This is a genomic window from Klebsiella sp. w6 (assembly GCF_033100215.1).
Taxonomy (GTDB): Bacteria; Pseudomonadota; Gammaproteobacteria; order Enterobacterales; family Enterobacteriaceae; genus Klebsiella; species Klebsiella variicola.
On sequence record NZ_CP136907.1, the window covers coordinates 2,882,607 to 2,909,242 of the forward strand.

At 52.8% G+C, this 26,636-nt stretch carries 26 protein-coding genes and 3 pseudogenes; 12 read left to right on the forward strand and 17 right to left on the reverse strand.

Translation table 11 applies throughout. From position 1 onward, the window contains the following. Window positions 1-119: 119 nt before the first annotated feature. Window positions 120-713 carry a TetR/AcrR family transcriptional regulator gene (locus R0140_RS14255; protein WP_032739861.1) on the reverse strand — a complete coding sequence of 198 codons (594 nt, stop codon included), beginning with the start codon at window positions 711-713 and terminating at the stop codon, window positions 120-122. A gap of 169 nt (window positions 714-882) precedes the next feature. Here R0140_RS14255 and R0140_RS14260 point away from each other — a divergent pair, with 169 nt between their 5' ends. Continuing rightward, complete coding sequence (locus R0140_RS14260) at window positions 883-1,776, forward strand: SDR family oxidoreductase (RefSeq protein WP_032739860.1); 894 nt, start codon at window positions 883-885, stop codon at window positions 1,774-1,776. A 23-nt stretch (window positions 1,777-1,799) separates the two neighbouring features. Here the strand turns inward: R0140_RS14260 and R0140_RS14265 are convergent, their stop codons facing one another. Continuing rightward, window positions 1,800-2,183 carry a hypothetical protein gene (locus tag R0140_RS14265; protein ID WP_032739859.1) on the reverse strand — a complete coding sequence of 128 codons (384 nt, stop codon included), beginning with the start codon at window positions 2,181-2,183 and terminating at the stop codon, window positions 1,800-1,802. Between the two features lie 271 nt (window positions 2,184-2,454). After that, window positions 2,455-3,366: pseudogene (locus tag R0140_RS14270) on the reverse strand (LysR family transcriptional regulator). A 101-nt stretch (window positions 3,367-3,467) separates the two neighbouring features. On the opposite strand from R0140_RS14270, the gene R0140_RS14275 reads away from it, so the two are divergent. The 3 genes from R0140_RS14275 to R0140_RS14285 all read left to right on the forward strand — a co-directional run bounded on the left by R0140_RS14275 (window position 3,468) and on the right by R0140_RS14285 (window position 5,785). Further along, the gene (locus tag R0140_RS14275) at window positions 3,468-3,872 is read left to right on the forward strand and encodes a carboxymuconolactone decarboxylase family protein (RefSeq protein ID WP_032735529.1); all 405 of its coding nucleotides are present in this window, start codon (window positions 3,468-3,470) and stop codon (window positions 3,870-3,872) included. A gap of 292 nt (window positions 3,873-4,164) precedes the next feature. Continuing rightward, window positions 4,165-4,797 (forward strand): histidine phosphatase family protein, encoded by a 633-nt coding sequence (locus R0140_RS14280; RefSeq protein ID WP_032730289.1) that lies wholly within the window; start codon window positions 4,165-4,167, stop codon window positions 4,795-4,797. Between the two features lie 67 nt (window positions 4,798-4,864). Further along, window positions 4,865-5,785: a LysR family transcriptional regulator gene (locus tag R0140_RS14285; protein WP_032739857.1), complete on the forward strand. Its 921-nt coding sequence runs from the start codon at window positions 4,865-4,867 to the stop codon at window positions 5,783-5,785. Here R0140_RS14285 and R0140_RS14290 read toward each other — a convergent pair. The 8 genes and pseudogenes from R0140_RS14290 to R0140_RS14330 form a co-directional block, all read right to left on the reverse strand. Then, a complete protein-coding gene (locus tag R0140_RS14290; protein ID WP_317703823.1) occupies window positions 5,782-7,476 on the reverse strand; it encodes a thiamine pyrophosphate-binding protein in 1,695 nt (564 codons plus the stop codon). The two genes, R0140_RS14285 and R0140_RS14290, sit on opposite strands and share 4 nt — an antisense overlap. Window positions 7,477-8,013: 537 nt before the next feature. Then, window positions 8,014-8,262: pseudogene (locus R0140_RS14295) on the reverse strand (M3 family metallopeptidase); the annotation flags it as partial. Between the two features lie 467 nt (window positions 8,263-8,729). Further along, complete coding sequence (locus R0140_RS14300; RefSeq protein WP_023322560.1) at window positions 8,730-9,002, reverse strand: colicin immunity domain-containing protein; 273 nt, start codon at window positions 9,000-9,002, stop codon at window positions 8,730-8,732. A 636-nt stretch (window positions 9,003-9,638) separates the two neighbouring features. Then, window positions 9,639-10,058, reverse strand: coding sequence for a hypothetical protein (locus tag R0140_RS14305; RefSeq protein ID WP_317703824.1), 420 nt, complete (start codon window positions 10,056-10,058; stop codon window positions 9,639-9,641). A gap of 1,051 nt (window positions 10,059-11,109) precedes the next feature. Next, window positions 11,110-11,430, reverse strand: a complete 321-nt coding sequence (locus tag R0140_RS14315) for a TonB family protein (protein WP_077257022.1) — start codon at window positions 11,428-11,430, stop codon at window positions 11,110-11,112. A gap of 57 nt (window positions 11,431-11,487) precedes the next feature. Next, a complete protein-coding gene (locus R0140_RS14320) occupies window positions 11,488-11,751 on the reverse strand; it encodes a hypothetical protein (RefSeq protein ID WP_032755662.1) in 264 nt (87 codons plus the stop codon). Window positions 11,752-11,812: 61 nt separating this feature from the next. Continuing rightward, a pseudogene (locus R0140_RS14325) lies at window positions 11,813-11,938 on the reverse strand (DNA polymerase III subunit theta); the annotation flags it as partial. Between the two features lie 2 nt (window positions 11,939-11,940). Continuing rightward, a complete protein-coding gene (locus R0140_RS14330; protein ID WP_016160798.1) occupies window positions 11,941-12,189 on the reverse strand; it encodes a hypothetical protein in 249 nt (82 codons plus the stop codon). 227 nt (window positions 12,190-12,416) lie between these two features. Here R0140_RS14330 and R0140_RS14335 point away from each other — a divergent pair, with 227 nt between their 5' ends. Then, entirely contained in the window at window positions 12,417-13,145 is a 729-nt protein-coding gene (locus R0140_RS14335) for a tyrosine-type recombinase/integrase (protein ID WP_224226270.1), read from the forward strand. A gap of 153 nt (window positions 13,146-13,298) precedes the next feature. Here R0140_RS14335 and dcp read toward each other — a convergent pair whose 3' ends face one another. Beyond that, on the reverse strand, window positions 13,299-15,341 hold the full coding sequence (dcp, locus tag R0140_RS14340; protein ID WP_080895538.1) for a peptidyl-dipeptidase Dcp: 2,043 nt from the start codon (window positions 15,339-15,341) through the stop codon (window positions 13,299-13,301). A 130-nt stretch (window positions 15,342-15,471) separates the two neighbouring features. Between dcp and ydfG the strand changes: the two genes are divergently transcribed. Beyond that, window positions 15,472-16,221, forward strand: coding sequence for a bifunctional NADP-dependent 3-hydroxy acid dehydrogenase/3-hydroxypropionate dehydrogenase YdfG (ydfG, locus tag R0140_RS14345; protein ID WP_008805005.1), 750 nt, complete (start codon window positions 15,472-15,474; stop codon window positions 16,219-16,221). Between the two features lie 91 nt (window positions 16,222-16,312). Continuing rightward, window positions 16,313-16,999 (forward strand): GntR family transcriptional regulator, encoded by a 687-nt coding sequence (locus R0140_RS14350; RefSeq protein ID WP_008805006.1) that lies wholly within the window; start codon window positions 16,313-16,315, stop codon window positions 16,997-16,999. Between the two features lie 51 nt (window positions 17,000-17,050). On the opposite strand, the gene R0140_RS14355 is transcribed toward R0140_RS14350, so the two are convergent. From R0140_RS14355 to R0140_RS14370, 4 genes are all read right to left on the reverse strand, one after another. Next, entirely contained in the window at window positions 17,051-17,482 is a 432-nt protein-coding gene (locus tag R0140_RS14355; protein ID WP_008805007.1) for a universal stress protein, read from the reverse strand. 265 nt (window positions 17,483-17,747) lie between these two features. Further along, window positions 17,748-19,211 carry a mannitol dehydrogenase family protein gene (locus R0140_RS14360; RefSeq protein WP_023297558.1) on the reverse strand — a complete coding sequence of 488 codons (1,464 nt, stop codon included), beginning with the start codon at window positions 19,209-19,211 and terminating at the stop codon, window positions 17,748-17,750. 286 nt (window positions 19,212-19,497) lie between these two features. Next, window positions 19,498-20,781 (reverse strand): MFS transporter, encoded by a 1,284-nt coding sequence (locus tag R0140_RS14365; RefSeq protein ID WP_012541850.1) that lies wholly within the window; start codon window positions 20,779-20,781, stop codon window positions 19,498-19,500. Between the two features lie 114 nt (window positions 20,782-20,895). After that, window positions 20,896-21,258 (reverse strand): YnfA family protein, encoded by a 363-nt coding sequence (locus R0140_RS14370; RefSeq protein WP_163590243.1) that lies wholly within the window; start codon window positions 21,256-21,258, stop codon window positions 20,896-20,898. A gap of 108 nt (window positions 21,259-21,366) precedes the next feature. Between R0140_RS14370 and R0140_RS14375 the strand changes: the two genes are divergently transcribed. Further along, window positions 21,367-21,708 (forward strand): DUF1283 family protein, encoded by a 342-nt coding sequence (locus tag R0140_RS14375; RefSeq protein WP_004206035.1) that lies wholly within the window; start codon window positions 21,367-21,369, stop codon window positions 21,706-21,708. Window positions 21,709-21,786: 78 nt separating this feature from the next. Continuing rightward, on the forward strand, window positions 21,787-22,347 hold the full coding sequence (speG, locus tag R0140_RS14380) for a spermidine N1-acetyltransferase (protein ID WP_023297557.1): 561 nt from the start codon (window positions 21,787-21,789) through the stop codon (window positions 22,345-22,347). Here speG and R0140_RS14385 read toward each other — a convergent pair. Further along, complete coding sequence (locus R0140_RS14385) at window positions 22,341-23,051, reverse strand: YnfC family lipoprotein (RefSeq protein ID WP_008805013.1); 711 nt, start codon at window positions 23,049-23,051, stop codon at window positions 22,341-22,343. The genes speG and R0140_RS14385 overlap by 7 nt on opposite strands. Before the next feature lie 101 nt (window positions 23,052-23,152). On the opposite strand from R0140_RS14385, the gene R0140_RS14390 reads away from it, so the two are divergent. The 3 genes from R0140_RS14390 to R0140_RS14400 all read left to right on the forward strand — a co-directional run bounded on the left by R0140_RS14390 (window position 23,153) and on the right by R0140_RS14400 (window position 26,636). Further along, window positions 23,153-23,422, forward strand: coding sequence for a DUF1161 domain-containing protein (locus R0140_RS14390; protein WP_023297556.1), 270 nt, complete (start codon window positions 23,153-23,155; stop codon window positions 23,420-23,422). 150 nt (window positions 23,423-23,572) lie between these two features. After that, on the forward strand, window positions 23,573-26,008 hold the full coding sequence (gene ynfE, locus R0140_RS14395; RefSeq protein WP_032739849.1) for a selenate/tellurate reductase subunit YnfE: 2,436 nt from the start codon (window positions 23,573-23,575) through the stop codon (window positions 26,006-26,008). A 10-nt stretch (window positions 26,009-26,018) separates the two neighbouring features. Further along, window positions 26,019-26,636, forward strand: coding sequence for a DMSO/selenate family reductase complex B subunit (locus tag R0140_RS14400; RefSeq protein ID WP_008805016.1), 618 nt, complete (start codon window positions 26,019-26,021; stop codon window positions 26,634-26,636).

Genomic DNA, 26,636 nt, shown 5'->3' on the forward strand with positions numbered 1-26,636 from the left:
TAAGGGGATCGGCCACATCAGTATTGCGTCTGTTTGTTAACGCAACCTTAACGCCTTGATGTTGAAGTGCACTGAATGATGTATGAATAAAAGGCAAACCATACCGGCTATCTCAGCAGCTAATCACCATGGATATCATTGCCAGCGCGGATACCTTTGAGAAACAGCTTAACCAGTCTTTGAGTCTGCAATAAATCTCCCTTCGCGGCAGGTGCACATAACAGGGCTATCCCTCTCAGGATATCAGTCGCCAGCGTGTTAACGCGGATATTCCCTGTCACATGCGGTAGTAATTTCTCCAGCGACGAAACGAGGCGGGTTTCAAAATACGCGGGGAGATCGGCATAAGCCGATTCACCAGAATGGAGTACGCTGGCAAGACCTCGTTTGGTAACGATGAGCTGGACATAAAGCGCGATCCACCGATCCAGTGCTTCGCAGGAAGAAAATTCCTGACACAGACGTTCTGCCGCCATCGCACATTCATCCACTTCGTTGCGAAATACTGCCGCAATAAGGTCAGCACGATGAGGAAAGTGGCGGTACAGCGTCCCCACCCCAATCCCAGCCTCTCTGGCAATGTCCTTCATCGGAACCATGACGCTCTTTTCTCTGAACAGAGTGGATGCTGTTTTCAGCAACTGCTCATGATTACGTCTGGCATCCGCCCGGGCACCTCTTTTTCCGCCATCGTCAGAAATCACTTTTTTCACCCTTCATCTCTTAGCCAATAGAAAAATGGACTCTCAAATTAAAACGGAACCTTATTCCGTTTGCACGCTATACTTACATGCGCGATAGACACCCTTCGGACCCGTTGGAAAATTTTTTCGCATCCAGAGTCCAGGACCATCATCTCATTGGGCGATGAGGAATGTAATTATGAAGATACTTTTAACCGGCGCGACAGGCTTCATTGGTTCTTATCTTCTACCAGAACTTCTGCGCAATGGACACGAGGTCATCGGCCTGACACGCACTGGTAAAGGGGCGAAGACGTTAGAGGCGGCCGGAGCCACAGCAATATTTGGCGAGTTAACTGACCTGAAAAGCCTGCGCGATGCCACGAACTCCGTCGATGGGGTTATCCACACCGCTTTCAATCATGATTTTTCAAAACTTAAAGAGAACAGTGAAATTGATCGCAGGGTTATCGAAACATTGGGTGAGGCGCTGGCCGGAAGCCAGCGGCCACTGGTGGTCTCTTCCGGAACAGGTCTTGTAGACCGTAGCAGAATCCATGGACTTGCTCGTGAAACTGATAAACCTGTCTCCTCCGCCTTATTTCCTCGTGCAGCGACAGAAGAAGCCGCTGCCTCAATGCTGGCCAAAGGGGTAAACATTATTGTGGTTCGTTTGTCTCAAGTGCATGATACTGAGCACCAGGGCCGGCTGGCAGAACATATTCGTATTGCCCGGGAAAAAGGCTTTGTGGCTTACGTAGGACAAGGAGAAAATCGGCTTTCCGCTGTTCATGTCACGGATGCGGCAAGACTCTACCGACTGGCGCTGGAAAAGGGAGAAACCGGTGCACATTACCATGCAGTGGCGGAAGAAGGCGTCCCTATGCATGCCATCGCAGCACAGCTTGCTGAAAGTCTGAGTTTACCTGTACGCTCAATCAGCACTGAGGAAGTTGAAGCCTATTTTGGCTGGATAGCGGCACTGGCTCATGTTGATCTTGGTGCTTCAGGTAAAGCTACCCAGGCTCATCTGGGTTGGTTACCGGACGGACCTGGTTTGCTTGAAGACTTACGTAATATGAATAAAGGCTAAACAGAGCATCTTCAACCAAAAGTCTAAGCCTTCAACACACGAATTAATAATCGACCTGTTGAAGGGTCTCCCCTGTGAACGCGCACAGCGTGTGCTTTAAAAACAGGCATATAGCTTTTCCTGAATAAAGGGAGAAACACAAGCAACAGAATTCCTGCGCCAAATGCAGCCAAGCCATGTAACCAGTCAATCATAGTCAGCGGAATGATGAACAGGCAGTAGTGCAAAACACAGAATACCGTCGTGCATGTCTTCGCCCATCCAGGGACTAAAACATTTGGATCCACTTCGTAAAATTTACTCTTTCTGAGAATGTCCTCAGAGGCTATCCGCATGCCTACGAACCAGAACAAAGGCAGGTACGTCGCTGTAAATAGAGACAGCACAATAATATTCCAATCAGACACTCGCGCACTTCCTTATTCATTGCTTCCCTGGATAAAAATCATTAGCGCGAATATATCATTTGAACGATATAATCCACGCTAAGACGGCTTTTTTTATCTGGCATAATACACTACGATGAGAAACATACCGAGCAATCTTATGCAAAGTCAAGATTAAAAAGGGACGCACGTTCGGGACAAAGGCGAATTATTACGTATTATCAACGTCAGATGGTGCCTCTCTGCCACCGATGCGGCATTCGGTCAGCCGTAGCCGCGTACAATTCATTATTTATTCAAGGTTCAATGCGTAGAGTGATGCACTGAAATTTTTCAATAAAAAATCAACGTATAAACGGATTTTTGGTAACTGTTGACGGTTTGCAAAGGTCAATATATGCACTGGCTTAGCTAATGGTTGAAATTCAGACATCAGAGGCAGCAGTCGGCCATGTTGCAAATCTTCAGCCAACAGGATCTCGGGTTGCATAATAATTCCCAATCCATTCAATGCTGCCCTTCGCAATGCTTACCCATTGTTACAGGTCATCGTGATGTTTACCGGAGCTCTGACAGATTTGCCTTCCCTCTGAAGTGTCCATTCATTCGCTGCAATGGGATGGGCAAACCCAAGACATCGATGATGGCATAACTCTTCAGGTGTTATGGGTTCCCCTGCCCGTTTTATATAGGCCGGAGATGCACACATGACTGAGCGATATGGCGCTATCGGACGGGCAACAAGTGTATTAACATGCAGGAGCTCACCAATCTTAATCATGACATCTAAACCTTCATCTGCCATATCCATCGATTTATCGCTCAGCACCAGGTCTACTGCCATATCAGTCCATTCAATAAGAAACTGAGCAGTAACAGGCGAAAGCGCATGGACACCAAAGGAGACTGGGCAACCTACTCTCAGTTTTCCACGTGGCTTCTGGTGAAGAGCAAATGCCTGTGACTCGCTATCTTCAATATCAGCTAATATCCGGCGGCAACTCTGATAATAACCCTGACCAAAATCGGTCAGACTTTGCCGACGCGTTGTGCGATTAAGTAAGCGAACGCCGAGATGTTCCTCTAACGCTTTGATATGCAGCCCAACCATGGTTCCGCTGATTCGCATCTCTTCAGCAACAGCGCTAAAGCTGCCCCTGTCCACGACGCGGACAAACACCGCCATACTTTCCAGTTTATTCACTATTATCAAGCCTGGCTTGTTAAAGATAAAAACATAACGCTGTTTATCAAATTTCACCAGCGGGTTTTAATCTGTTTTCACTTAGTGCAGGAGGGTTAAAAATGATTACCAATACAGAGCTCCGTGAGCAAGGAATGAGATTGTTTAATGAGCTGTATGGAAATGGCGCAGGAGAAGAACTACGAAAGGACATGGCCGATTTGTGCCCTGATTTTACTGATATCTCGATCGAATGGGCTATGGGAGGCATCCTTGCACGCCCGGGGCTGGATGCTAAAACGCGGGAGATGGTTGTCATTGCTTCCTGCGTCACTCTGGGTCATACGGTTCCACAATTGAGGGCACACGCTCAGGCAGCGCTAAATGCAGGGGCAACCAGAGAAGAAATCATCGAGGTTGTCCTGCAATTACTGTTTTATGCAGGAGGCGCCGCGGTGCGCAATGCACTCGTCAATATACGCGATATTATAAATGCTGAGTTAAACGTCGAAGCGAAAATGTCCTGAAGACAATCGCTGTTTGCCATTCTAGCCATCCCATTTGACAAGCGTGCTGGCTCGGGTCATTGCCTGGCGCGTTTTTTGGATTGTCTGCATCACATTCCTAACCAGGCGTCACTGATTAAGGGAATGGGATGGCTAACTCGATTTCAGAGACGGTATCTCATCACTACATGCTGTCAGATACAAGGAAAGCGGGGAGGCAGAACCTGTCTTCGTCCAGTGCTAAAAATCCCACGCTATTAAAGGGATTTGTCTAAACGGTAGAATTTAAATCAACAACATACATGGCCATTTAATGATGCAAGTGATACTTGTTCGACACGCGGAAACAGAGTGGAATATAAAAGGAATAATTCAGGGACAGAGTGACAGTGCGTTAACCCCCCGCGGGGAGCGCCAAACATCAGCTTTACTTGCCGCGTTTGCAGCGAGTGATTACCGGGTAGACTGCGTTTACACGTCTCCGCTTGGTCGTGCCTGGCAAATGGGACAGCGCCTGGCTGACCATTTTCGTTGCCCATTGATAGCTGAGCCGGCCCTCAAAGAACAGGCCTTTGGCCAGTTCGAAGGTATGTTAACGTCACAACTCATGCAACAACGTCCCCACGATGCGCATGCGTTATTCACACATGATGCCGAGTATTGCCCGCCAGAGGGAGAGTCATTAGCACAAGCAACCCGACGAGTAACAGGTTTCATACACAACCTACAAGAAACCACAGAACATCAGCGCATCTGTATTGTCACGCACGGGCAAGTCAGCCAGGGCGTGCTGGCGGTGCTTAAAGAAGGGACTATTGATAATTTTTCGCGGTACGCTCACCCTAATGCAAGTTACTCGGTGTTCGATTTCCGGGATGGGAAATGCCTGGCAATCAGATGGGGAATTGCCACACACCTGCTTCAACTCGAACGCCAGAACGCTTAATTTCATATGCATCTCTGCGGCAAACAAGTGATACCCTGGAAGGTATGAACCCGCTTCAGGAATGCTTATGAAACCAACCCTTAACCAGTTGATTAACTTTTGCACTGTTGCTGAAACCGGAAACATTGGCAAAGCCGCCAGTCAACTTAATATTTCGCAGCCTCCCTTAAGCCGGCAAATAGCCCAGCTGGAAACTATCCTCGGTGCAAAGCTATTTAACCGGGCCGCAAAAGGGGTCAGTTTAACCCTTGCCGGGGAGCAATTTCTGCTGGACTGTCGCGCGATGCTGGCAATGCTGGAGCAGGCCTGTAATAACGTACGGGCAATAGAATCAGGGCAGAAAGGGGTTCTGAAATTAGGCGCAACAATGTATGCCAGCTATAGCGTTGTGCCGCATGTTGCGATGCAGCACAGGAATACCTGTTCCGACGTGGAATTGCATTTTCAGGAGAGGGTCCCCTCTGATTTACACGCCGCATTACAGGATGGCAGATTGGACGCGGCAATCAGCTTCTCCGAGACGGCCACGCCGGGGATTCATTCACTGGTGCTCTTGCGTGAGCCGCTCATTGCCGCCCTTCCTGCCAACCACCCCCAGGTTCAACACGAGCATTTCAGGCTTGAATCACTCTGTGATGACCCGTTCATCACGGTTCCGCGCGAGAGCGCGCCGATGCTCTATGATTCCATCCTTCATCAGTGCCTCAAAGCTGGATTTAGTCCGCAAATAGGTCTGGAAGCCTCCGTGCAGCAGACTGTGATGAATTTTGTGGCCCATGGTGTTGGTGTCGCGCTTATTCCCGCCAGTATGGAGAATGCTCAATTACGCGGTGTGGTTTACCGGAAGCTGGAAAATCCGAATATGGTGGAGAATATGCTGATGTGGTCGGCAAAGAACACTAATCCGGCTTTACCGGGTTTTGTGAACCTGTGCCACAGTATCAAGGATAAACTGGATGCGGCACAGTCCGGACGGATTAACGATTAACTTTTACTGACGATGATTTCGATCACGTTAGGCTTGCCACTCGCCAGTGCGGCCTCAACGGCCGGGCCGATATCGCCGGCACGGATAACTTTTCGGGTCTCCAGCCCCATCGATGCACCCAGTGCCTGATAATCCACTGCCGGATTAACCAAATCCATTGCGATGAAGCGATCTGTTTGGGCCGACGTATAATCCGCCTGAGAACGCATGAAGTTTTTCAATACGTTATATTCCGTATTATTCATGACAATAAAGGTGACTGGCAGTTTTTCATGTGCGGCCGTCCAGAGAGCCTGAGGGGAGTACATCGCCGCGCCGTCTCCCACAAAGCACACCACAGGCGCTTTTCCCAAACCGAGTGAATAGCCGACAGCCGCGGGCATTCCCCATCCCAGGCCACCGCCGCGTAAAAAGGCATATTGATCCGCGCGGTGACTGTTGAGAGATTTGCGAAGCGAACCGCTGGTGGCAATCGCCTCGTCAACAATGGCCACATCTGGTCCGATCGCCCTTGCTGCCTCAAACGCCGCCACCAGCGGCGTAATTACCGTAGCAGATTGTTGTTCCTGAACCTGCCCGAGCAGACTTTCTTTGCTCAATTTAAACTCATAAACCGCCTTTTCAAAACAGCGTTGATAATCACGGCGATGGTTTGCCGTGGCTTTCTCCAGTTCAGGAAGTAGCACCTTTAACGATGATTTAATATCGCCAACCACTGAGAGTTCACTACTGTAGGTGCGTCCCAGGTCGCCCGCATCGGCTGATAACTGGAACACTTTGCACTGCTCCGGCACTGCCTGACCTTCGGTATAAAGAATAGTGATAAGCGACTTACCGCCAAGGGCAAAAATAGCATCGTACTGGCTTAATGCTCGGTTAATTTCCGTCGCTTTCGTGGACAGATTGCCCCGCCAGAGAGGGTGTGCTGTTGGGTAGGGGATCCGGTTCGGCCATGTTGAACCGTACACGTCAGCGGCAAGCATCTCAGCAAGAGCAACAACCTCATTGGCCGCTTCACTTTGATAGATTTCGTCGCCGGCAATCAGTGCGACTTTACCCGGAGTAAATGCCGCCAGCTTACTCGCCAGCAAAGGTAACGAACCCGCGACTGCATTGCGGTCGATAGTAGAAGGCGCGCCAATGCCGATAGCACTCATCGCCTCCATCACATCCATCGGAAGCGACAGGAAAACGGAGCCTTTCGGTGCAGCGTCAGAATCGTGGAAGGCCCGACGAACTAATACCGGTAGCTGGTCAACGTGGGTAACCTCCTGTGACCATTTCGCGAACGTTTTACCCATACCGACCAGATCACCCAACAATAATGGGTCGGTTGTCGTGTGGCGTGAATCCTGCTGCCCCGCCGTCACCACCAGTGGTGTCTGTGAGCATTTTGCATTCAACAGGTTTCCCATGCCGTGGCCTAAACCACCGGCGGTATGCAGATTCAGAAAGCCTGGTTTTTTTGCTGCCTGCGCATAACCGTCCGCCATGGCGACTGCACTCGCTTCCTGCAGAGCTAACACGTACTGAATTGACGGTTTTCTTAACAGCGCATCCATAAACGGCAGTTCGGTGGTACCTGGATTACCAAACACATATTCCACCCCTTCACTTTCCAGAACTTCTAACAATACATCACCGCCGCGGCGTGCATTGGCATTCTGGACTTTAGTTATTGCATTACTCATAGACTGATCACCTCTGTCTGGGTATTCGTTCGCCCTGTCTGGCGGGTGATTCAATCTTAATAACAGGTATAACACCCTTTCCAATACTATATTGATGCCCAGCCATACCCTTTTAGGTATGGGAAATCATTCGCTGTCCGCCAGGAGATGGAAAGCTATGACGGACTGAGACACTGACACTCAATCAAAGCCAGCCACATTATCGAAACCCTCTCTGATGTTTGCTATTCGCTGAATCTCGCCGCCGCAGTGCGAGCATAATGTCGGATTTTCTTTAGCCATCTACTCTGGCTCACCTGGTGCTGGAACCCCTTCTGGCGGGCATCAGACAAGATGACAGCGCAATATCACAACGATCGCGGTTCGACTCGATGAACGTGGAAGATGTCGTGACGTGAGAAATGGAGCTCTATCACCCTGCAATTTTTTCAGCATTGAAGGATTCATGTTGGCGAGGAATTTTGCTGCGGTTTTGGGAAAGAAAAAATCGAAATAACCGGGCATCGCGCCCGGTTATCGTGTCAGTCCGAAATGGCCCTACGCATTCAACCCGCAATTTTTCAGCATCGGCTCAATCTGTGGATCGTGCCCGCGCCACTGGCGATAAAGTTCAGCTAAATCAGTGCTATTGCCGCGCGACAGAATCGCCTCCCGGAAGCGCTGACCGTTCCCACGGGTCAAACCACCCTGCTCCACGAACCAGTGATAGCCGTCGTCGACCAGCATCTGGGTCCACAGATAGGCGTAATAGCCTGCCGCATAGCCGCCGCCGAAGATATGGGAGAAGCATCCTTTTCAATTGGTGCATTTACCAATAAAAATCATAAAGTTAACTTCCTTTTACCATGAAAATTCCGTTGATTTAAGCATATTTTGCAGCATTAAAATCTAAATTATTTTGAAATATCCATATGACATATTGCACCGCCTTTCTGACAAAAGATGAGTAATGGTTAATGACAAGGAACAAGTGTTAATAAACACCGGTGCAGGTTTGGTTCATTAGGTGGAACATCTGGTGTTCTGCCTGGTCTTCTCCTGATAGCGTGCGCAAGGACGAAAGCGACCCATTATCGCAGGTAAGGTGGAAGTGGAACTTAAGAGATCGTCGTGGAAGTTGTTGTCGCACGCGTCACTTCCTGAAAGTTAAAGTGCTGCATGCAGAGCGCATAGGTCACAGGAATTGCTCAGGCTCCGATAGCATGTGCCATACTTTCAAAATCAATCATTTATCTCAGAACCAATTGGAAAAGTTACAGGAGTTGATACTTCGCAAGAGTAGCTTTAACCTCCTTGCGCAAACTATCTGAATCCAGCTCGCTCTCTCTTCTCACGGAATCCGATGTATAACAATCAGCAAGAATAAAAAGTTCAGCCGCACACTCTCCAATATCCTTACTATCTTGTGTAAGCTGGCCAGTTCTCCCTTCATTTCGCCACATATTGAAAAAATGGGTTTCGAATTCATCTGCAGAAATTTGTAAGGTCACTAGTTTCCTTGCAAGTTTTATCAAATTCATACTCATTACAGAACTCCTTTTTCAATATTGTTAAGTTGATATGGACAGCATTATATAAAATGGCAGTCTGAACCGAACCATCATCCATATCTAACACTACCAAATGGTCAGTTATCGGATTATAATACACCCTTAAGCGTTTTTCGCATAGGTAAGCGCCATTTCAAGGACATTCTCAGCCAAATGGGCTTCTTTTGCCCCCCTTGAGTGTGGTAATAATTCTTGGGAATACTTGGAGGGGATAATGGGGTGGCACAGCGTTAAGATAGCCCAGAGATAATATTTCTCTGGTATATTTCATGTCACGATTGGAGAATCAGTCGGGAGGTAACACCATTGGAAAGAAACAGCTTCAGGTGCTGACCATAGCTGCGAAATTTCCGTTATACAACCTTATGCCTTCTTGAGGGAAGTTCACTCTTTATCTCCAGAGAGATAAAACGATGAATGAAGAAAATAGCCGGTGACCGAAGCCATCAGTCACAGTCATTGCTTAAGTTTTTGTGCATCATATGTCCCCCAGTTGACGCCGAAATCTAGTATTTAGTTTCTCAGGTTGGCATAGATATAACGGCTGCTCGATCATGAAAATCAAAGCTTGTTATTGCATTCATTACTGATACCAGAATATCTGATTTAGCGTTAGTAGTTGCAACCGCCAATTCTGTTTTGGCATATCGCGTTCCTTATCTGAAAGGCGTTTTGCCTGTCGACCTGTTCTTTTCTTTCCTCTCTATCATTAGCCGCAGCAATAGCCAATTGCTGCTGATATTGTGCAATTTCGTTTTGTGCTCGGTTTTTATCAATTTCGAGCTCTGCTTGCGTCATTGTTCCGCTTTTCAGGCGTAAATTCATTTCATTAACACAAATGCCGCTTGTATCCTGATATGAGTTTCCTTTGTCATCAAGCATCTTAATGCCAAGTGAACATTCAACTATAGACAGATTTGTTGACTCGCTTGCCAAGACCTTGGTCATTGATAACACCGACTGGCTTTGCGGTTCTGCGCAGGCAGCAAGCAGCAGTACGGTTCCAGTTACAACGATTTTCAATATGCGCATGATAGGATCCAATATAAATTTGGTAACCATACTAAAGAAATGAAAAAATGATAGTTAAGTCTTTGGTGCTCAATAGAAATATATTAATGACGCTTAAACAACATTGTAGTAAAGATTACTTTTTATTTGCTTCTTCCATTTCCTGATAACGAGGATTGCTGGCGCATGGGAGTTGGACGCTTCGCTCGCGATTGTGGCGGACGCGTTCGATGAAGTAGCCGCTGAGGTGCTCAGGCTACTCTCTGGCTACCACTTCGACATAAAAAGCCCCTCAAAAAGAGGGGCTTGGACTACATAACCCCCGCAAACGGGGGAAGATGATTGCTTTATCAAAAAGCATCACTTGTATTACCCAATTACCCCCACAACGCGGGGGTAGTACATTTCTACTATAGCTCTTTTTCAGTATGACACTATCCCGCCAAATTCTTCTAACACATCTCCGGCAAATTAGCCCTCACAGCGCCTCAGCAAAAGGCGGAGGCACCGCATGGCCACAGCGCGCCTCTTGCATGTCCTTTGCATCTTTCACGTCACGGTTTGAGTATCAGTATGGAGCTATCGCGATGGCTAGATAAGGCTGCAGGTGCTTACCTATAGCCGAGAAGCTACCGTTATGAGGTTTGATGCTTTCCTGTGGGAAGTTCACGCTTCACCTCCGGAGAGGTCAAACGCTGAATACAGAAAATCGCTGGTGCCTTTCGCCATCGGTGATAGGAATTGCTGTAAGGTTTTTGCGCCATGTGTCCCCACTTGGCGCCGGAAGTAAGTCGTCAGTTGCTCAGGCTGACGAGATAATTATCGCCCTTCCCGGGGATAGATGCAAAATGAGCATATGCGAAAAGCCCCACTGAAGCAGGTACATGATGTTTTGCTTGAGCGCGCCTCTAGGTAACGCCAAGATGCCAATAAAATAGCAAGGTTTATCGCCATACATATGCAAGAAAAACCAGATAAGCTATGCAGGAAATAGATAAAACATGCCATGTGCATCTAAATCTTCTTGCGAAGCATAGTTCCAGAGGTAACTTCCCCAAAAAGTTAGGAGCACTTACGGTTGATACGGCCTAAATCTTATGATTCCACGGGCAACGCCCGGTCTTCCTGGCTCAAACTTGCATTTCCGGATTGCTGATCTAGTTTCTCTAAAAAAGATCTCAGTACCGGTTGTATCAACAGAAGTAACTTCTCCTTTTTCATTTACTTCGGCAGAGTATGTTACAGTGCCGCTAATCTTATTAGCCATAGCAGAAGCTGGATAATAAGGGGAAGGGCAACTTATACGCACTGGCACTATTTCTTCTTTATGTTCTACAGCAAGTGCCAAGTTTGATATAAGAACAGCACAAACCAGAAGTAATGTTGTATTCATATACGATACCAACTGTTGTTTTCCTTGTATCCCTAGGCTACTGGAAGTTGAGAGTTCCTAGGTAACCCCATACCGTTTTTCTTTGACAAATTCAGGTTCTCTCCAGTTAGGGCCTTTATCGGGAAGAGGTTGGCCTGTATGTTTTAGTTTTCCTTCCTTGAACAGTCTGTCATGAGTCCTTAGTAACTCACCATTAGCAACAACATCAAAGTTATACCTAACATACATACGGTCGATGCTAGGGTATGGAGTAATAGGTGAAAAATACAGAAGAACATCTTCCACACTTACATTTTTATAAATGCTTTCAAGATCTAGCATGATTTTTCCTCCCCAGTACTTCCTCACTCGAAATTAAATACGCCCTTCCCTACCTGATAATCGCTACTTCTTCGGCGACAACCGGCATGTTCAGGCGCTCTTTGTAGGCTACGCCGGAAGCGGCGAGGTCGACGTTGACCTTGTCCTGCTCGTCTTTCGATTTGGCTGCAATGTTGAATTTACTCATTATTAATCATCTACATACCGCACATCAAGAACCACATTCCCTTCCAGGTCCTTTCTCACAATATGAACATCTTCCTTAAATGGCGGCTTGGTTTGCTCGATAACAGTCACTGTGGCTGTGCCAATTTTGTTCTGATTCTCGTCCAAGACAATGTAACTTCGATCTATGCGGCTAACTAAATGCCCCCTCCTGACTGTGCCGTCGTCCAAAAGAGTGTAGCCAGCTTCAAGGTTCATTTTTTCTTTAAACATAAATCCCCCTCAGGTTATGAAGGGGATTATATATCACTAACAGATTAGCTGCGCGGCTTTGCGTTCTGCGGGGGATTTAGGCAGCCTCCCTCCCCTGGCACATCTCCGGCAAATTAGCTCTCACCAATGCCTCGGCGGTCGTGAGTCGCCCCTGATGTCTGGTGATCCGAATCACTGCGCGGACGTACTCAACTGCTGACAGTGCTCTACAGGAAGTAACCACGAAAATGCTTGCAGCCATTACCGACGAATATAAAGCCAAAGGTAAAGCACGAATGGCACAAACGCTTCGTAGCGTCTGGATCGATTTGTTCAGGGAAGCACAACATGCGGGCGAAGTTGAGCCAGGATACAACCCGGCACTAGCTACCAGAAAAGTCGTTGCTCGAGTAAACCGCTCTCGACTGAATTTTGAAATGTGGCAAGCGATCTTTGAAGCGGCCAGCGATATGGCCCCTTACGTTCAAAACTCCATGCTGTTGGCGATAGTCACCGGACAAAGGCGCGGTGATCTCGCCAAAATGAAGTTCTCAGATGTTTGGGATGGATACCTGCACGTTAAACAGCTAAAGACAGGTGTGAAACTTGCTATTCCACTCAGTTTGCGCAGTGAGGTGCTGGACATTAGCCTGGCGCAAGTGATCAAGCGCTGTAGGGATCGGGTTGTTAGCCCGTGGCTTCTTCATCACGTAACGTCCAGCGGGAAAGTAAAAGCCGGCGATCAGGTTGGCGAGAACAGCCTTAGCGTTTCCTTCAAACTCGCAGTGGATAGCACTAACCTTTCCATTGAAAGAGGGAAAACAATGCCTACTTTCCATGAGCAGCGCTCACTGTCCGAACGTCTGTATGAGGCACAGGGAATCAATACCCAACAGCTGTTAGGACACTCATCAGAAAAAATGACAGCACAGTATCACAACGATCGGGGTCTCGATTGGGTGAAAGTAAAGGTGTAGCTACGTGAAAAATTGGGCCGTACCCCCAAGCAAATTTAGCAAAATTTAAAAATTTATTTTGGGGAAAAGTTTTGGAGGGATTTTGGGGAAGAAAAAATTGGATAAAAAACCGGGTGCTGCACCCGGTCTTCTTCTACTCTAAAAAACGCTCGACTAGCTCAGCCCACGATTTTCCAGCATCGGCTCAATCTGTGGATCGTGCCCGCGCCACTGGCGATAAAGTTCAGCTAAATCAGTGCTATTGCCGCGCGACAGAATCGCTTCCCGGAAGCGCTGACCGTTCTCACGGGTCAAACCGCCGTGCTCCACGAACCACTGATAGCCGTCATCGGCCAGCATCTGGGTCCACAGATAGGCGTAATAGCCTGCCGCGTAGCCGCCGCCAAAGATATGGGAGAAATAGCTGCTGCGATAGCGCGGCGGAACGGCCGCCAGATCCAGGTGTTCTTCCTGCAATATCTTCTGCTCAAACCCATCCACGTCCTCCGGTATCGCCGAGGTCGACAGGCTATGCCAGCGCATATCGAGTAACGCAGCAGCCAACAGCTCGCTCATGTCGTACCCTTTATTGAAGGTTGCCGCACGCAACATATTGTCGCGTAGCGCCTCCGGCATCGGCTCCCCGGACTGGTAGTGCTTCGCGTAGTGGGCAAACACCTGCGGCTGGCTGGCCCAGTGTTCGAAGATCTGCGAAGGAAATTCGACAAAATCGCGCGGGGTATTGGTTCCGGAGAGACTGGCGTAACGCTGGCTGGCGAACAGCCCATGCAGGGTATGGCCAAACTCATGGAACAGAGTGATCACCTCATCCCACGACAACAGCGCGCTCTGCCCTGCCTGCGGCCGGGCGTAGTTGCAGACATTGTAGATAACCGGTCGCTGCTCCCGCAGGGTAGACTGTTCGACAAACACATCCATCCAGGCGCCGCCGCTTTTTGAGTCGCGTGCGTAGTAGTCACCGTAAAACAGCGCCATCCCTTCGCCGTTGTGATCGAAGATCTCCCAGACCCGAACATCCGGGTGATAGACGGGGATATCGAAGCGCTCGACAAAGCGGAGGCCAAAGAGCTGCGTGGCTGTCCAGAAGACGCCATCCTGCAGCACGCGCTCGAGAGCAAAATAGGGTTTAAGCTGCGCATCATCAATGGCAAAGGCAGCTCGCCGTACCTGTTCGCTGTAATAGAGCCAGTCCCATGCCGCGGCGCGAAACGCCCCGCCCTCGTTGTCAATCACCTGCTGGATGTCAGCCAGCTCTCGTTCCGCCCGCGCCCGCGCAGCCGGCGCGATCCGGCGCATAAAAGTTAATGCCTCCGCCGGGGAGGCCGCCATTTGATCGGTCAGCGCCCAGCTGGCGTAATCGGCCGCGCCCAGCAGCTCCGCCTGCTGCGCGCGGATCGCCGCCATTCGCAGCACCAGGCGACGCGTATCATGCTCATCGCCCTGCTGATTGCGCGTCCAGCCGGCGGCAAAAAGATTCTCCCGCGTCTGTCGGTCGCGCAAAGAGAGCAGCGGCGGCTGCTGGGTGGTATTGGTCAGCGTCAGCAGCCAGCGGTCACTGAGCCCTTTTTCCCGCGCCGCGTCGGCGGCCGCCGCTATCTCCTCATCCGCCAGGCCATCCAGTTGATGTCGGTAATCAACCACCAGGCCACCACTTTTGGCCGCCCCCAGCAGCCGCTGCTGGAACTGACTTTGCAGGGTCGCCGCTTCGGTGTTCAGCGTGCGCAGCACCGCCTTCTGCGCCGGCGCCAGCGTCGCCCCGGCATGGACAAAACGTTGCCAGGTGAGGGTCAGGAGACGATGAGATTCGCTGTCTAACGCCAGCGCGTCACGCTGCTCATAGACGCTGTTCACTCGCTGAAATAAGGCCTCGTTAAGCCAGATGTCATTCCCCAGCTCGGCGAGCTCAGCGGAAAATTCTTCATCCAGAGACTGAATGAACGGGTTGGTGTGGGCGCCAGCCATGGCGAAAAAGACCCGCGTCACTCGCGCCAGCAGCTGTCCGCTCTGTTCAAGGGCCTCAAGAGTGTTGGCAAAATTCGCCGGCTCCGGGTTGTCGATTATCGCGCGGATCTCCGCGCGCTGCTGCCGGACACCCTCATCAAACGCCGGGCGATAGTGGTAGTCCTGGATGAGATCAAACGGGGGTGCCTGGTAAGGCAGCAAACTGACGCTAAAAAAGGGATTTTGTTCAGACATCTTTCTCTCCTGCACAGGCTAATCCTGTAAGATTAGGCTTCTCCTTAAGGGGTCGCAATGATTTCCGTTACCGGTCGCCGTCTGTGCGTGCTATGGTATGAAAACACAAAAAGCGTTGAGGAACAGTAAGATGATTATCATGGTTACCGGTGCCACCGCCGGTTTTGGTGAAAGTATTACTCGCCGTTTCGTCGCTAACGGCCATAAAGTGATTGCCACCGGACGTCGTGAAGAGCGCCTGAAGACGCTGAAAGACGACCTCGGTGACAATCTTTATATCGCCCAGCTTGACGTCCGTAACCGCGCCGCCATTGAGACGCTGATTGCCGATCTGCCCGCCGAGTGGCAGGCGATTGACGTCCTGGTGAATAACGCCGGTCTGGCGCTGGGTCTGGAGCCGGCGCACCGCGCCAGCGTGGAAGACTGGGAAGATATGATCGACACCAATAATAAAGGGCTGGTGTACATGACCCGCGCGGTCCTGCCGGGTATGGTGGAGCGCAATCGCGGGCATATCATTAACATCGGCTCCACGGCAGGTAGCTGGCCTTATGCCGGGGGCAACGTCTATGGGGCGACCAAAGCCTTCGTCCGTCAGTTCAGCCTGAATCTTCGTACCGACCTGCACGGCACCGCGGTGCGCGTCACCGACATCGAGCCGGGTTTGGTGGGAGGCACCGAGTTCTCCAACGTCCGCTTTAAAGGTGATGACGCCAAGGCCGGGAAAACTTATGAGAACACCGAAGCCCTGACGCCGGAAGATGTGACCGAGGCGGTCTGGTGGGTGGCCACCCTGCCGAAGCACGTCAACATCAACACCCTGGAGATGATGCCGGTGAGCCAGAGTTTTGCCGGACTCAGCGTTCACCGCCAGGGCTAACCGTCAGCCACCCGGCCTGCGGGCCGGGTATGGGCGGAACCGCAAAAAACGCGTAAAATAGTGCGCATAATCCCTTAAAAAGTAACCATCAATGGCCGCAGAATCGCAACTGAATCCGACGCAACCCGTTAATCAGCAAATTTATCGCATCCTCCGCCGGGATATCGTTCACTGCCTGATCCCGCCTGGCACACCGCTGTCTGAGAAAGAAGTCTCCGTGCGTTTCGATGTGTCGCGTCAGCCGGTGCGCGAGGCCTTCATCAAGCTGGCGGAAAATGGGCTTATCCAGATACGTCCCCAGCGCGGCAGCTACGTCAATAAAATTTCCTTGTCGCAGGTGCGCAATGGTTGCTTTGTCCGCCAGGCGATTGAGTGCGCGGTGGTCCGCCGCGCCGCCGGCATGATTAACGATGAGCAGGTTTATCAGCTGGAGCAGAATCTCCATCAGCAGCGTATTGCCGTCGACAGACAACAATCAAACGACTTTTTCCTGCTTGATGATGAGTTTCACCAGAAGCTGTCGATCATTGCCGATTGTCAGTTGGCGTGGGATACGGTGGAAAATATTAAAGCCGCCATCGACCGCGTGCGCTACATGAGCCTGGACCATATCACCTCACCGGAGATGCTCCTGCGTCAGCACCATGAGATTTTCACCGCGCTGGAAAAACGCGACGCGGAGGCAGTAGAACAGGCAATGAATGTCCATCTGCATGAAATCAGCGAGTCCGTGTTACTGATCCGCCAGGAGAACCGCGACTGGTTTAGCGAAGATTAATGGTCAGACGGCTGCCCAGGGTGGCTGACGCAGCCGTCGACATTGAGGGGATTAACGGACGACCAGCACCGGCGTTTTGGCGTAGCGCAGAATCGACTCGGCGTTGGAGCCCAGCAGATGGGTGGAGATGCCCGGTTTGCGGGATCCAACCACTATCACATCGAACTCTTCGTTATTACTGATAGCCAGAATTTCGTCGCGCACGTTACCAAAGACCACCCGGGTATGGATCCGCGACATCGGAATGTCGAACAGTCGCGCCACCTCGCGCATCTTTTTCTCCGACTCTTCTTTCATATAGGCTTCAAATTTACGAATATCCGCCGTAAAGCCGCGTAAGAGTGAACGACTGCTGTTCGGCAGAACGTTGAGCAATGTGATCTCACCGTTTTCTGCAGTGGCGAGGAATTCCGCGTGACGCACAGCTTTATCGCTTAAATCCATTTCAAAGACATCAACAGGCAATAAAATTTTTTTATACATGGCCCGTACTCCTTTTCCAGAGAAAGTTCTTTTTCAATGACTTAACTATGCCATTATGGCAGTAAATTACCAGCCATTATTCGGAAAAATAACAGCTAATTATCTTTAGTAAATCAGGGAAATATAGAGTTATGTATAGACATTGCGTTCGATCATCTTTTCAGCGCGCTAAAACCGATCGACAGCAAAAAAAGAAATATCAGCGGAAGGTGGCAGAGATAACAAAATAGCCGGTGTCGACGACGAGGCCGACACCGGAAGCGGATTATTGCTCGGCAGCCCACGCGGCGACAGTGGCTTTGGCCCCCAGCCGCTGCAGCGCCAGATAGGCGCGGGTCACCGCCGAGACGAAACGGGGCTCCTGCGGCAACGCCAGGCCGAAGATCGCCTCAATACCCAGCAGCGCTTTCACCCGCGCTTCACCCTCGGCGCTGGCCGCCACCGCCTGTTGGATAACCGGCAACAGCGGATCGCAAATCTCAATCGGCTGGCCGGCATCGTCAACGCCGCCGACATAGCGCATCCAGCCCGCCACACCGAGCGCCAGCAGTGTGAAATCTTGCTGGTGCGCCAGATGCCAGCGTACGGAGTCCAGCATGCGCTGCGGCAACTTCTGGCTGCCGTCCATGGCTATCTGCCAGGTACGGTGCTTCAGCGCCGGATTGCAGTAGCGGTCAATCAGCAGACTGGCGTAGCGCGGTAGATCTACCCCCTGCACTTTCAGCGTCGGCGCCTGTTCGTCCAGCATCAGCGCCAGCGCCGCGCGGCGATAGTTATCATCCTGCATACAGTCGTTGATGTGCTGATAACCGGCCAGATAGCCCAGGTACGCCAGGAACGAGTGGCTACCGTTGAGCATCCTCAGCTTCATCTCTTCAAAAGGCACCACATCGGCGACCAGTTCCGCTCCCGCTTTTTCCCACTGCGGACGTCCGGCAACAAAGTTATCCTCAATCACCCACTGCCGGAAAGGTTCGCAGGCCACCCCGGCCGGGTCGCGCACGCCGGTCAGTTGTTCAATTTTATCGAGGGTTTCCGCGGTAACGGCCGGGACAATGCGGTCCACCATGGTCGATGGGAAGGTGACGTTCTGTTCAATCCAGGCCGCCAGCTCCGCGTCCAGCGCCCGGGCGTAGGCGCAGACGACATTGCGCATCACGTGACCGTTTTCCGGCATGTTGTCGCAGGACATCACGGTAAAAGCCGGCAAGCCTGCCGCCCGACGGCGAGCCAGAGCCTCCACCACCACGCCCGGCGCCGATTTTGGCTGGCGCGGGTTGTGCAGATCGGCGACGATCAGCGGGTGATCGAGCTGCAGCTCGCCGCTGGCCGGCGAATGACAATAACCTTTCTCGGTAATGGTCAGGGAGACAATGGCTACCTGAGGCTCACACATCGCCGCCAGCACCGCTTCGAGGCCATCAACCTGGGCGTGCAGCGCCTGCTTCACCACCCCAACCACGCGTGCGGTCCAGGCGTCGGCGGACATTTCGGCCACAGTGTACAGCCGATCCTGCTGGCGGAGGTCGGCGATCTGCTGCTCGCCGCCGATGAGATTGACTTCGGTATAGCCCCAGTCGCTGCCATGTTCACTGGCAAGAATATCGGCATATACCGCCTGATGGGCGCGGTGGAATGCGCCAAAACCAAGGTGCACGATACGGGGGATCAGCGCGCTGCGATCGTAGCCTGGCAGCATGGCGTTGGCGGTTAAAAGGGTGTTTTCCATGATGACTCTCGTTGTTATGTGTCTCATCAACCATTCTCGGGGAGAACTCTCGAGGAGAATGCCTTTGTGTCTCAACCATCGCACGCAATTGGTATAACATCTTTGATTTCTGTCAACTACCATACAAGAAGATATGATCGGTTCGCTGCCGGGAGTGAACCGTCACAAAATCATCGCTGATGGAATGGGAAACAGTCGCCGCGAGGAAATAAAAGAAGTCGACGAATGACACACCGGCCACGCGTCCCTGCGGGCCTGTCATTTAACCGGGAGTCCGGTCTGGCGGTTAGTCGATACGGGTTTTAACGATAAAGAAGTAGCACAACGCCCCGGTGAAGGTCACGCCGGCGGCGATCACCAGCGCCAGATTAAAAGAATGAGTGGTATCCACCACCCACCCGGTGACGATCGGCGCAAAGGAGGCAAACACAAAGCTGCCAAAGTTCTGGATCGCTGCCACCGAAGCCACTTTATGCTCTGCCACCAATACCTGCACCAGCCCCCAGGCCGACGTCCCGGCAAAATGGACGCAAAACAGCGCCATGGAGATAAAAGCCACCGCCTGGGTCGGCGTGGAGGATTGCACCACCAGCAGGGTGCCCAGGGCCGACAGCACCAGACCGATCACGATCGCCGTTTTCCGGGTTTTCGCCAGATCGTAACCTCTGCGCGCCAGAGCATCGACCACCAGGCCATTGACCCACATCCCCACCGCCGCCGCAAGGAACGGGATCGCCGCCACCCAGCCGGTACGGGCCAGGCTTAACCCCTGCTGCGCCTGCAAATAGCCGGGCAACCAGGCGATATACAGCCAGCCGGTGTAGTTCACACCGGAAAAGCCCAGAATCATCCCCCAGGTGGTGCGCCGTTTAAACAGAGCCAGCCATTCGCTAAATTTCAGCGCCGGGCGGGCCACCTCCTCGCTGGCCAGATACTGCTGCTCCTCTTCCTGCAGGGTGAAGTGCCGGCGATTTCGGTAGCCCACATACCAGCACAGACCGACCACGATACCGGCTAAGCCAATCACCACAAACATCGTTCGCCAGCCCCAGGCCAGTTGCATAATAACCAGAGCCGGTGGCGCAATGGCCTGCCCCAGCACCGTCGAGGAGTTAAATATCCCCACCGCCGTACCGCGCTCTCTTTGCGCATACCAGTCATTGATTGATTTCACACCGGCGGGCATAAATGGCGCTTCACCAATCCCGAGGCCAATGCGCAGCAGAATAAAATGCGAGAACGAATTGACCATCCCGGTCAGGGCCTGCATTGCGGACCAGAAAATCAGTCCGGCGCCGAGCACAATGCGCGGTCCAACGCGATCCAGCAATATTCCCGACGGCAATTGTGCGAAGCCGTAGGAGAGCGAAAAGGCGGAGAGCAGCACCCCAAACTCGGTGGCGCTGAGTCCCAGGTCGGCGCGTATCGCCTCCCCGGCGACGCTCAGCGAAGAGCGGTCAAGAAAGTTGACGATACCGGCGATAAACAGCAGCGTCAGGGTGATCTTCTGCACCCGACGGATACGCAGCGGCGTCGCCCCCGCCCGGGCGGCAAGTGTCTCGATAGCCATCGTTGTTCCTTACAGAGTCATAACAAAAGAGAATGTCTGATAAGTAAGGCAACAGGTCGACTACCATACAAGAATTAAGGTTTAAAAAAGTGGCAGCGATCACACAAGGCGAGCTCAGGCCCGCCCCCAGCCCGCTACGATGATCAGCATGCCGCACAGGGCGATGATCGCCCCGGCCCAGTCGTAATGGCTGAGCTTGACGCCATCCACGACCCGCAGCCAGAGTAAGGCGGTACAGACGTACACCCCACCGTAGGCGGCATAGACCCGCCCGCTGGCGGCAGGATGGAGCGTCAGGAGCCAGACGAACAGCGCCAGCGCCAGGCCGGTGGGGATCAACAGCAGCGGCGTGGCCCCGCGCTTTAACCATAGCCACGGCAGATAGCAGCCGATGATTTCGCACAGGGCGGTGGCAAAGAACAGGAGCGTTGTTTTGAGCATTAAAAGATTCGTAAATGAGACTAAGCGTTGAACTATTCTACGCGATAATAGCCCTTTCCATAGGCTGTTTTGTCGGCTATGCCCGGCAAAAGAGCTGTAGTAAACTTAACCTGAGGGTTAACCCATCACTTAAAGGAAATCGTGATGAACATGACACTGAACAAACGCTGGTGCCTGACCGCCATTCTGGCGTTGAGCGCCGTGGTCTATACCTCCAGCTCCTTCGCCGCCACCGACCGGCTGGTGATTGAATCTGGCGACAGCGCGCAAAGCCGTCAGCAGGCGTCGATGGAAAAAGAGCAATGGAACGACACCCGCAGCCTGCGCCAGAAGGTCAATAAGCGGGCGGAAAAAGAGTGGGACAAAACCGATGTCGCCTTCGACGCGCAGGATAACTGCCAGAAGAGCGCCAACGTCAATGCCTACTGGGAGCCGAACACCCTGCGCTGCCTTGACCGCCGCACCGGCCGGGCAATCAATCCCTGATCCGCTTCCTGTCAACGCTGGCGCCTGCGGGCGCCGCCTTTCATAACGCGCTGTTCAGCTTTAACCACAGGATTACCCATGACCGACGCGCTACACGTCAAACTCCGCCCCCTAGAACGGGAAGATTTGCGCTTTGTCCACCAGCTCGATAACAACGCCAGCGTCATGCGCTACTGGTTTGAAGAGCCGTACGAGGCCTTCGTTGAGCTCTCCGATCTGTACGACAAACATATCCACGATCAAAGTGAGCGTCGCTTTGTCATCGAATGCAATGGCGATAAAGCCGGGCTGGTAGAGCTGGTTGAAATCAACCATGTTCATCGGCGGGCCGAGTTCCAGATCATTATCTCACCGGACTTCCAGGGAAAAGGCCTTGCCACTCGCGCGGCGCGGCTGGCCATGGACTACGGTTTTACGGTTCTTAATCTGTATAAGCTGTATTTGATTGTCGATAAAGAGAATGAAAAAGCGATCCATATTTACCGCAAGCTTGGCTTTATCGTCGAGGGTGAACTCATCCATGAGTTTTTCATTAACGGCGAGTACCGCAACACCATTCGCATGTGTCTGTTCCAGCACCAGTATCTGGTCGAACACAAAACCCCAGGACCGGCCCTGCTGAAGCCGACGGCTCAGTAATAATCAATGCGGTTCTTGATGGTGTAATGGCGTGTCAGCGGCGGCTGCACGCTTTCATCAATCACCTGCAGCTCACAGCTCAGCGGATTGTCGTGGCGATCGTAGTCGCAGGTCTGGCGTACCGTGCCCAGCGTGCGTTCGTTGAAGGTGCTGATGGCGGTGTAGTCCATTTTCTTGCGCGGATCTTTCGACGGCGTGGAAGCGACGGTAAATTGCTCTTCTTTGGCGGTGGTGGTTTTTCCCAGCGGATAGCCATCGCTGTCATAGCGGTAGGTGGCGGTGGTCTCTTTGCCACGGGCGCGAATAATAAAACCGTTATCATCCGTCTCCCAACTCACCCCCGTGGCGGGCATCTCTGCCAGCTGACACTTGCCCTGCAGGCGCAGTCGCTTCTCGTGGGTGCGCCCATCGACGTAATAATTGGCATCCAGCAGCAGCGTGGCGCCGGTATTGTTCTCCACATCTTCCAGGGTCAGCAGATCGAAACATCCCTCTTTTGACAGCTGAGCGCTCACCTTCTTGACCACCACATCGTGTTCATCCAATAGCGTCTGGCTAAAATCTTTCACCGGCCCGCGCAGCGGATCGAACTCAAACTCATTGGAAAAACTCGCCATCTCCGGGGTGAAGGCTTCCGGGGCGCTTTGGCGGTCGCACGCCGTCAGCAGCAGCGCTGCCGGGATCAGCCAATACAATCTTTTCACAGGCGATTCCTTTTGTGTACATCAGATCATATTAGCAAATACAATTGTTTACACCAGTTCTGCTATGCTTAATTCTGGATAACATCGATAAGGAGTGTAAGATGAAACTATCCCTCTGGACAGGCGCTGCGCTACTGCTGTGCTCCACGGCCGTGCTGGCGGCCCCCGACTCTTGTGAACGGGTCAAAAGCGACATCCAGCAGAAGATCATCAACAATGGCGTACCGGAAACCGCCTTCAGCCTGGCCATTGTGCCAAACGATCAGGCAGACCAGCCCGGGGTTCAGGTGGTCGGTCATTGCGCCAATGACACCTTCAAAATCACCTATACGCGTAACAGCGACAGTCCCGCCGAAAACGACGCTCAGTAAGCCCACTTCGGTTTCAAATGAAAGATCTTATCCCTGCATTGACCAGGGATAAGATCTGCTGGCTACCCATAACGTATTATCGCTCACCCCTGCGTCTGTTAATGACGTGGCGGCCCTTCTCCGCACAGCATAACTATCATGGAGTGAGCAATGTCGAATCAGGAATCCCCCGGCGGCGTCTCCCGACGCGCGCTACTCAAATCCACAGCCCTCAGCTCTCTGGCGCTGGCCGCCGGCGGGCTTACCCTGCCCTTTACACTGCGCAGCGCCGCGGCAGCAGTACAACAGGCTACTGGCGACAACACCCGCATTGTCTGGGGCGCCTGTTCGGTCAACTGCGGTAGCCGCTGCGCCCTGCGGCTGCACGTGCGGGATGATGAAGTGGTTTACGTCGAAACGGATAATACCGGCGACGACCGCTACGGCGACCACCAGGTCCGCGCCTGCCTGCGCGGGCGCTCTATTCGTCGGCGCATCAATCATCCGGATCGCCTTAACTATCCCATGAAGCGCATCGGCAAGCGTGGGGAAGGCAAATTTGAACGCATCAGCTGGCAGGAGGCGCTGGATATCCTCGCTGACCGTCTGAAAAGCACCGTTGCCCAGTATGGCAATGAAGCCGTGTACATTAACTACTCTTCGGGGATCGTCGGCGGCAACATCACCCGTTCGTCGCCTTCAGCGTCGCCGGTAGCGCGGCTGATGAACTGCTACGGCGGCTCGCTTAACCAGTACGGTACCTACAGCACCGCACAGATTGCCTGCGCGATGCCCTATACCTACGGCAGCAACGACGGCAACAGTACTTCGGATATTGAAAACAGCAAGCTGGTGGTGATGTTCGGCAATAACCCGGCGGAAACCCGGATGAGCGGCGGCGGCATTACCTGGTATCTGGAGCAGGCTCGCGAGCGCTCTAACGCGCGGATGATCGTTATCGACCCGCGCTACACCGATACCGCCGCCGGTCGGGAAGATGAGTGGATCCCTATACGTCCCGGCACGGACGCCGCGCTGGTCGCCGGTATCGCCTGGGTGCTGATAAACGAGGATCTCGTCGACCAGCCATTCCTCGACAAATACTGCGTTGGCTACGATGAGAAAACGCTGCCGGTCGGGGCGCCGGCAAACGGCCACTACAAAGCGTATATTCTTGGCGAGGGTGACGACGGCGTCGCCAAAACACCGCAGTGGGCCTCGCGTATTACCGGCATCCCCGCCGATCGCATCATTAAGCTGGCGCGCGAAATCGGCATGAGTAAACCGGCTTATATTTGCCAGGGCTGGGGACCGCAGCGCCAGGCCAACGGCGAACTCTCCGCCCGGGCGATCGCCATGCTGCCGATCTTAACCGGCAACGTCGGCATCAACGGCGGCAACAGCGGCGCCCGCGAATCAACCTACACCATCACTATCGAACGTCTGCCGGTGCTGGAAAATCCGGTGAAGACCGCCATCTCCTGCTTCACCTGGACCGACGCCATCGCTCGAGGCCCGGAGATGACCGCCACCCGCGACGGCGTGCGCGGCAAAGAGAAGCTGGATGTGCCGATCAAGTTCCTGTGGAACTACGCGGGCAACACCATCATCAACCAGCACTCCGACATCAATAAGACCCACGAGATCCTGCAGGACGAAAGCAAGTGCGAGACCATTGTGGTTATCGACAACTTTATGACCTCGTCGGCGAAATACGCCGACCTGCTGCTGCCCGATCTGATGACCGTTGAGCAGGAAGATATTATTCCCAACGACTACGCCGGCAATATGGGCTATCTCATTTTTATTCAGCCTGCTACCTCGGCGAAGTTCGAACGCAAACCGATTTACTGGATCTTAAGTGAAGTGGCGAAACGGCTCGGCGACGACGTGCATCAACGTTTTACCGAGGGGCGCACGCAGGCGCAGTGGCTGCAGCATCTGTATGCCAAAATGATGGCGAAAGACCCCGCGCTACCTGGCTACGACGACCTGAAACAGATGGGCATCTACAAGCGTAAAGATCCGAACGGCCACTTCGTCGCCTATCGCGACTTCCGCCGCGATCCTGAAGCGCATCCGCTCAAAACCCCGTCCGGAAAAATTGAAATCTACTCCAGCCGGCTCGCCGAGATTGCCGCCCACTGGCAGTTGGAGAAAGACGAAGTTATCAGCCCGCTACCGGTCTACGCCTCCACATTTGAAGGCTGGGACGATCCGCTGCGCAGCCAGTATCCGCTGCAGCTGTTTGGTTTCCACTATAAAGCGCGCACCCACTCCAGCTACGGCAACGTCGATGTATTACAAGCGGCCTGTCGCCAGGAAGTGTGGCTCAATCCGCTTGACGCAGAAAAACGCGGGATTAAAAACGGCGATATGGTGCGCGTCTTTAATCAGCGCGGCGAAGTCCGTCTTCCGGCGAAAGTGACGCCACGCATCATGCCGGGCGTGTCGGCGATGGGCCAGGGCGCCTGGCACGACGCGAATATGGCCGGAGACCGGATCGACCATGGCGCCTGCATGAATACGCTGACCACCCACCGCCCGTCGCCGCTGGCGAAGGGGAATCCACAGCATACCAACCTGGTCGACATCGAAAAGGTTTAAGGAGTAAACCATGAGCACGCAATATGGATTCTTTATCGATTCCGCTCGCTGTACCGGGTGTAAAACCTGCGAACTGGCCTGTAAGGACTACAAGAATCTCACCCCGGAGGTCAGCTTCCGCCGCATCTATGAGTATGCCGGCGGCGACTGGCAGGAGGACAACGGCGTCTGGCAGCAGAATGTGTTCGCCTACTACCTCTCCATCGCCTGTAACCACTGCGAAGATCCGGCCTGCACCAAGGTCTGCCCAAGTGGGGCGATGCACAAGCGCGACGATGGTTTTGTGGTGGTCAACGAAGCGGTGTGCATTGGCTGCCGCTACTGCCATATGGCCTGCCCGTACGGCGCCCCGCAGTACAACGCCGACAAAGGTCATATGACCAAGTGCGACGGCTGTCACGAGCGCGTCGCCGAGGGGAAAAAGCCGATCTGCGTCGAATCCTGCCCGCTGCGGGCGCTCGATTTCGGGCCGATTGCCGAGCTGCGCGCCAAGCACGGCCAGCTGGCCGCAGTGGCCCCGCTGCCCTCGGCGCATTTTACCAGGCCGAGTATCGTTATTAAACCTAACGCCAATGCCCGGCCGTGTGGCGATACCACCGGTTATCTGGCAAATCCAAAGGAGGTGTGA

Excerpts from the sequence above, each read along its gene's own strand:
- R0140_RS14400 (WP_008805016.1), top strand. The coding sequence starts at position 26,019 with ATGAGCACGCAATATGGATTCTTTATCGATTCCGCTCGCTGTACCGGG.
- R0140_RS14365 (WP_012541850.1), bottom strand. The coding sequence starts at position 20,781 with ATGGCTATCGAGACACTTGCCGCCCGGGCGGGGGCGACGCCGCTGCGT.
- R0140_RS14275 (WP_032735529.1), top strand. The coding sequence starts at position 3,468 with ATGATTACCAATACAGAGCTCCGTGAGCAAGGAATGAGATTGTTTAAT.
- R0140_RS14330 (WP_016160798.1), bottom strand. The coding sequence starts at position 12,189 with ATGTTTAAAGAAAAAATGAACCTTGAAGCTGGCTACACTCTTTTGGAC.
- R0140_RS14360 (WP_023297558.1), bottom strand. The coding sequence starts at position 19,211 with ATGGAAAACACCCTTTTAACCGCCAACGCCATGCTGCCAGGCTACGAT.
- R0140_RS14390 (WP_023297556.1), top strand. The coding sequence starts at position 23,153 with ATGAAACTATCCCTCTGGACAGGCGCTGCGCTACTGCTGTGCTCCACG.
- ydfG (WP_008805005.1), top strand. The coding sequence starts at position 15,472 with ATGATTATCATGGTTACCGGTGCCACCGCCGGTTTTGGTGAAAGTATT.
- R0140_RS14375 (WP_004206035.1), top strand. The coding sequence starts at position 21,367 with ATGAACATGACACTGAACAAACGCTGGTGCCTGACCGCCATTCTGGCG.
- speG (WP_023297557.1), top strand. The coding sequence starts at position 21,787 with ATGACCGACGCGCTACACGTCAAACTCCGCCCCCTAGAACGGGAAGAT.
- R0140_RS14280 (WP_032730289.1), top strand. The coding sequence starts at position 4,165 with ATGATGCAAGTGATACTTGTTCGACACGCGGAAACAGAGTGGAATATA.
- ynfE (WP_032739849.1), top strand. The coding sequence starts at position 23,573 with ATGTCGAATCAGGAATCCCCCGGCGGCGTCTCCCGACGCGCGCTACTC.
- R0140_RS14290 (WP_317703823.1), bottom strand. The coding sequence starts at position 7,476 with ATGAGTAATGCAATAACTAAAGTCCAGAATGCCAATGCACGCCGCGGC.
- R0140_RS14305 (WP_317703824.1), bottom strand. The coding sequence starts at position 10,058 with ATGCGCATATTGAAAATCGTTGTAACTGGAACCGTACTGCTGCTTGCT.
- R0140_RS14260 (WP_032739860.1), top strand. The coding sequence starts at position 883 with ATGAAGATACTTTTAACCGGCGCGACAGGCTTCATTGGTTCTTATCTT.
- R0140_RS14300 (WP_023322560.1), bottom strand. The coding sequence starts at position 9,002 with ATGAGTATGAATTTGATAAAACTTGCAAGGAAACTAGTGACCTTACAA.
- dcp (WP_080895538.1), bottom strand. The coding sequence starts at position 15,341 with ATGTCTGAACAAAATCCCTTTTTTAGCGTCAGTTTGCTGCCTTACCAG.
- R0140_RS14320 (WP_032755662.1), bottom strand. The coding sequence starts at position 11,751 with ATGCTAGATCTTGAAAGCATTTATAAAAATGTAAGTGTGGAAGATGTT.
- R0140_RS14285 (WP_032739857.1), top strand. The coding sequence starts at position 4,865 with ATGAAACCAACCCTTAACCAGTTGATTAACTTTTGCACTGTTGCTGAA.
- R0140_RS14335 (WP_224226270.1), top strand. The coding sequence starts at position 12,417 with ATGCTTGCAGCCATTACCGACGAATATAAAGCCAAAGGTAAAGCACGA.
- R0140_RS14350 (WP_008805006.1), top strand. The coding sequence starts at position 16,313 with ATGGCCGCAGAATCGCAACTGAATCCGACGCAACCCGTTAATCAGCAA.
- R0140_RS14355 (WP_008805007.1), bottom strand. The coding sequence starts at position 17,482 with ATGTATAAAAAAATTTTATTGCCTGTTGATGTCTTTGAAATGGATTTA.
- R0140_RS14315 (WP_077257022.1), bottom strand. The coding sequence starts at position 11,430 with ATGAATACAACATTACTTCTGGTTTGTGCTGTTCTTATATCAAACTTG.